General features: G+C 42.8%; 3 protein-coding genes. 1 reads left to right on the forward strand and 2 read right to left on the reverse strand.

Annotated elements, in window-relative coordinates:
- Nucleotides 1-216, forward strand: a 216-nt coding sequence (locus tag KGY70_19940; protein ID MBS3777477.1) for a HEPN domain-containing protein, incomplete at its 5' end; no start/stop codon positions are given.
- A gap of 73 nt (nt 217-289) precedes the next feature.
- Here KGY70_19940 and istB read toward each other — a convergent pair.
- Entirely contained in the window at nt 290-1,048 is a 759-nt protein-coding gene (gene istB, locus KGY70_19945; protein MBS3777478.1) for an IS21-like element helper ATPase IstB, read from the reverse strand.
- 23 nt (nt 1,049-1,071) lie between these two features.
- On the reverse strand, nt 1,072-2,613 hold the full coding sequence (gene istA / locus KGY70_19950) for an IS21 family transposase (GenBank protein MBS3777479.1): 1,542 nt from the start codon (nt 2,611-2,613) through the stop codon (nt 1,072-1,074).
- Nucleotides 2,614-3,046 lie beyond the last annotated feature (433 nt).

Below are 3,046 nucleotides of genomic sequence, written 5' to 3' on the forward strand. Positions count from 1 at the left end.
GCTTACCAAACCTATGAAGCAGCAAGAGTATTATCTGATAATAGCTTTTGGAATTCCGCTGTAAATAGACTTTATTATTCAATATTTTTTGCTGCCAATGCTTTACTTGTATTGAATGGAATAGAATTGTTTATTTCACTTGAAAAGTATACCAGTATTTCAGTTCAAAAGTATACCATTTTTCGATACCATGTGAATAATTTGTTTTGGTTTTAATCCTTTTAATCGCGATTAAAAGGATTAAGGCGATTTGTTGTGGTCCATTTTTCATTCGATTTAACGGGTTCATCTATTTTTCCTGCCATTTTTTGGTTTCTTTGGCCCTGTAAGATGTTCCATTCATATTGATTATATAGGCCTTATGAGTGAGCCTGTCAACCATAGCAGCCGTTAATACCGGATCACCAAATATTTCACTCCAGCGGTCAAACGACAAATTGGTGGTTATGATGGTCGATTTTCTTCCGGCCCGTAGAGAAAGATGGCTAAACAGCAGTTCCGCACCTTCTTTGTCAAAGGATATATAACCGAATTCATCACAGATGACCAGATCAAATTTTTCAAATCTTGATTCCAGGGTCCTCAGGGTTTTCTGTGAACGGCATTCCTTGATCTGGGTAATTAACCGGGGGACAGTTGTGAAAAGGACCTTAAAATCTTCCATACAGGCTTTTATTCCCAGTCCGATTGCCAGGTGGGTCTTGCCGGTTCCCGGATTACCGGCCAGTATGATGTTTTGCCCAGAGCTTATGAATTCCAGGGTTTCTATACTGCCGATCTTTTCCTGTCCCTCCTTGGGCAATTCTTCTACTTTGAGATCCTGTAGATACTTCTTATATGGGAAACCGGCTTGTCTTATCCTTGCGGCTTTGCGGTTTTTAAGCCTGCTGTGAAATTCATCTTCCAATAAGGTGAGCAGATATTCTTCATAACTGTTTTTCCCTTTTATGGCCTTTTGGGCATGGGAATGGTAATTCTGCCGGATAGCCGGAAGGCGAAGTTCTTTTGTATATTCTGTGATTTTTCCTTTTGTGGTCACGGGTATCATTGTTTTCTCAGATTAGATGATGGTTAGTTCAATAGATTGTTATATTCCCTCAGTTGTCTGTTGGCATAGTCAACAATGGGGTCATGCTTACCCGTTCTAACCGGGGGTGGTATCTGCTCTTTTTGCATGCTTAAAGCCTTTATTTTGTCCAAAGAGATGTCACCCGGACATATGCCTTTCAGCCGGTCTATGACTTTCTCTATAGCCGTAAATTCGTATTGATGCTCCCGGGCAAAAAGTAAGAGTTCCACAAAATCCCTGGGAGCCTTTTTGAAATAATTTTCATATACGGCCTTTACATTGTCAGGGGCGGATTTTAAAGCTTGCGAGCCTGCCAGGGCACCCGGCTTGTAGCAAAGGGTGCCAAGGTAATGATCCAGTACAATGTGCCATCCGTGGCGCTCGTATTGCCGCTCATGCACACATACTTTGTTGCTGTGATGGTAACATATCAATTTTTCAGGGTAGATCTTTATATCAACCATCTTTCCTACCAGGTGGTCTGGTACGCTATAACGGTTCGTGGAATAGCTTATGGTTGAATATTTGTCAACCCTTGATTGATCAAGGATGGCGCAATCAAACTTTGGTGGAGCCGGGTATAAAAAGGCTTGTTCCTGGTTGAACAGCTCCAGGGGCCGTTTTCCTTTGGTGAAACGGTTGAAATAAGAATTAAGCCGGTTGCAGGTTGCTAAAAGCCACTTGTTGGCCTCTTCCAATGAAACAAAACTGTCTTTTTGGGAGAATGCCTTTCTGCGGATATATTCAACACTTCGCTCTACATGGCCTTTCTCATTGCCTTTTCTGATGTTGCAAAAGCGAAAATCAAAGTGATAATACAGGGAAAGTTTCAGCAACGCCTCGGTGGGCTCTTTTTCGCCGGGGCCAACAAACTTTCTGATGGCAACCCGCATGTTGTCATATACCATGGTCCTGTAGACACCTCCTATAAAATCAATAAAGTGTACATGGGCTTGCTGAAAGGATGTCGTATCCTGGCGATAAAACAACATGGCAAACCGGTAATTGCTCATGGCACCGGTAAAGACAGCCATGTTTACCGCTCTGACCTGACCGTCAATGATCAGTTTGACTTCGCCCCAGTCAAATTCACAAACTTCTCCGGGCTCATATACCTGGCGAATATAGGCTTCTTTTTTCTTGCTGCTCTTTTCACTGATGTAATTGCAAACACTTGTATAGCCAATATCAAAACCTTTGGCGTGTAGATGCTCCAGAATATCAATTTTCTTAAGCGTTTGCTTGTGAAGCCCTTTGCTCTTTTTCTCCTCATTGAGCTGGAGAAGCCGGTCAATCTCCACGGCGATCTCAAAGGTCAACCTACGTTTACCCCGGTTATGGCTGTTGTATTGAGGCCTTGTTACCAGTTCCTCAATAAGCTCTTCATCGGGCTTTTCAGAGGAAATTACAGCATCCCGGGCTTTACGGTATTCTTGTATATACCTGCGGACGGTGGCGCGGTTAATTTGCAACTCCCTGGAGATCTTTCTCTCGGAATCGCCTCGGCGATAGTAACGCAGGATGATTTCTTGTTTTTGTACCATGCTTATCATGTTTTTTCCTTTGAAGATTATTTTCTCTCCAAAGATACGTATCGATAAGTGGTACACTTTTCAATTGAAATATGGTACGGTTTTCAACCGGTATATACAGATAACGCCTCCAACAAGGATCCCGAAAAGGAACAACAAAAGCTCTATGAAAAAATCGGTCAGCTCCAGGTCGAGGTTGATTTTTTAAAGAAAGCCTTGTCGTAAAGAAGTCCTTAGCTGAACGCAGAGCGCTGGCAGATAAAAACCACAGCAAGCTAAGCATGGCAAGGCAGTGCCAGTTACTGGGTATTCACCGCAGCGGTGTGTATTACAAGCCAAGACAGGAGAAGCCGTTAAATTTAGAACTCATGGAACTGATCGATAAAAAGTACCAGGAAAAGCCTTTTTGGGGTATTCCAAGGATGACCACCTGGTTGAAGCCCCC

The organism is Bacteroidales bacterium, assembly GCA_018334875.1.
Taxonomy (GTDB): domain Bacteria; phylum Bacteroidota; class Bacteroidia; order Bacteroidales; family UBA12077; genus JAGXLC01.

Bases quoted from the DNA above. Each gene is read 5' to 3' on its own strand.
- istA (MBS3777479.1), bottom strand. From the start codon at position 2,613: ATGGTACAAAAACAAGAAATCATCCTGCGTTACTATCGCCGAGGCGAT.
- istB (MBS3777478.1), bottom strand. From the start codon at position 1,048: ATGATACCCGTGACCACAAAAGGAAAAATCACAGAATATACAAAAGAA.